Origin of the sequence: Prevotella sp. MGM1 (genome assembly GCF_002933775.1) — a bacterium.
Taxonomy (GTDB): Bacteria; Bacteroidota; Bacteroidia; order Bacteroidales; family Bacteroidaceae; genus Prevotella.
Genome location: NZ_BEWV01000057.1, coordinates 1 through 1,128, shown reverse-complemented (window position 1 = coordinate 1,128; position 1,128 = coordinate 1). Strand labels below are relative to the sequence as shown.

General features: G+C 56.4%; 1 protein-coding gene. It reads right to left on the bottom strand.

What is annotated here, in order from left to right:
- Positions 1-169: 169 nt before the first annotated feature.
- On the bottom strand, positions 170-1,128 hold a 959-nt coding region (locus tag MoGM_RS01360; RefSeq protein WP_104368431.1), incomplete at its 5' end, for a glycosyltransferase family 1 protein.

The following is a 1,128-nucleotide window of genomic DNA, read 5'->3' as shown; positions in this document are numbered from 1 at the left end:
CCATTGTACTGCCGGGCTTTAACTGATTGGTAATAGATAAACTACTGAACTACCTATATATGCAGACAGCGGCACACCGGGGATATTCCTTGTGTGCCGCTGTTATTTTCATGGTGATATGTAGCTTGATTTATCTTTCCGGCAGATAACGGACCGGCCGTGTATGTTTTCAACAGCCGGCCGATAGCTTGCCGTATGCCTTCATAAGGTCGGCAAGCAGCCTGTCGTCGGTGAACCGTTCGGCGTGTATTCTGCCCTCGTCGGCCATTCGACGGCGCAGGCCGGCGTCGTTCCACAGGAGTGACAGGGCATCGGCCATTTGCCTCTCGTCGTCAGGGTCGGTGTATATGGCGCCTTTGCCGCCGGCCTCTTCGAGGCATGAGCCGGTGCAACCGATTGCCGGAATGCCTGCGCTTGCGGCTTCGAGCAGCGGTATTCCGAAACCCTCGATGCGCGACGGGTAGACGAACGCGTCCGACAGCCTGTAGAATGCGGGCAGGTCGGCATACGGCACGTTGTTGTGGAACGTGAAAGAGTCAGCCAGTCCGTTGCCGGCGAGAAACTCCTTGATCTTGTCCTCGTATGGCGTGTGACGTCCGACGGCAACCATCCTGATGCTCTCAGCGTCCCGGTTGCCGTCGTTTCTCATCGCGGCGAGCGCCCGTGCCACGACCATCAGGTTCTTGCGTTCCTCTATGCTGCCTACGTAAAGGATAAATCTGTCGGGCAGCCGGTATCGCTCTTTCACTTCCGACAGGGTCTCACGGGCTATCTCTTTCGAGAAAACGGGGTCGCAACCCTGATATACCACGTCTATCTTCTCGGCCGGTGTGCCGTAGTTACGGATGATTTCCCTTTTCGTGTATTCGCTGACGGCTATGATCCTGTCCGCCATCCGGCACGCCCTCTTGAACTTATAGCCGTATATCCATCGGTCGATGGGGTGGTAATACTGCGGGTGACTGATGAAAATCAGGTCGTGGATAGTCACTATGCTCTTACAACCGGCACGTCTGATGTTCAGCGGCAACTCGTTGCTCAGCCCGTGGAAAATGTCGATGCCGTGGCGACGAACATCCTTTGTCACGCCCAGCACCCGCCATGCGGAGCGCAGCCTGCGCCATATAC